Genomic DNA, 798 nt, shown 5'->3' with positions numbered 1-798 from the left:
AGGCGGCGATTGTGATGAGGGTTTCGGCGACGGTGGTGATCTGCTCGTAGTCGCGGACGAGGCGGCGGTTCTTGAAGATCCAGGCGAAGGTGCGCTCCACCACCCAGCGACGCGGCAGGACCTCGAAGCCTTTGGCTTTGGCGCCGCGGCGGATGATGTCGAGGGTGATGTGGGTCTTGTCCGCCGCCCATGTCACCAGACGCCCGGCATAACCGCCATCGGCGAAGACGCGGGCGATGAACGGGTAGCGCCGGCGCGAGGCCTTCAGCGGCAGCTTGCCGCCGTCGCGGTCCTGGATATCGGCGGCGTGGACACGCACGCAGAGCAAGCGCCCGTCGGTGTCGGTCAGGATGTGCCGCTTGCGGCCGGTGATTTTCTTGCCGGCATCGTAGCCCTTGGCGCCCCCTTTTGATCAGCGGTGCGCACCGACTGGCTGTCGAGGATCGCCGCCGAGGGGGAGGCCGACCTGCCGCTGCGCTCGCGGTCGGCCATGACAAGCGTGTGGTGGACGCGCTCCCAGACGCCCTCGCGCTGCCAGCGGCGCAGATAGTAATAGACCGTCTGCCACGGCGGCAGGTCATGAGGCAGAAGCCGCCACGCCATGCCGGCCCGCAGGAAATAGAGGATGGCGTTCACCAGTTCGCGCGATGGCGCCTTCCTGGGGCGCCCGCCCGCCTGCGCTTCGGGGATCAGCGGCGCGATCAGATCCCATTGTCCGTCAGTCAGGTCCGTGTCGTAGCGACGCCGTGCGGGCGGCTTCTTCCGGGGCATGGAGCGTCGGCTCGGCTCGTTGATCCG

The 798-nt window shown here is 68.2% G+C and carries 1 protein-coding gene; it reads right to left on the bottom strand.

What is annotated here, in order from left to right; translation table 11 throughout:
• Window positions 1-771, bottom strand: a protein-coding gene (locus IEW24_RS28590; protein ID WP_373870160.1) for an IS5 family transposase whose coding sequence is annotated in 2 segments (ribosomal slippage) — window positions 1-403 and window positions 406-771 — 769 coding nt annotated over the 2 segments. Because the reading frame shifts where the segments join, the coding sequence is not laid out codon by codon here. This gene is flagged as partial in the annotation.
• Between the last annotated feature and the right edge of the window lie 27 nt (window positions 772-798).

Source organism: Azorhizobium oxalatiphilum (assembly GCF_014635325.1).
GTDB classification, from domain to species: domain Bacteria; phylum Pseudomonadota; class Alphaproteobacteria; order Rhizobiales; family Xanthobacteraceae; genus Azorhizobium; species Azorhizobium oxalatiphilum.
This window is presented reverse-complemented; position numbering and strand designations above follow the sequence as displayed.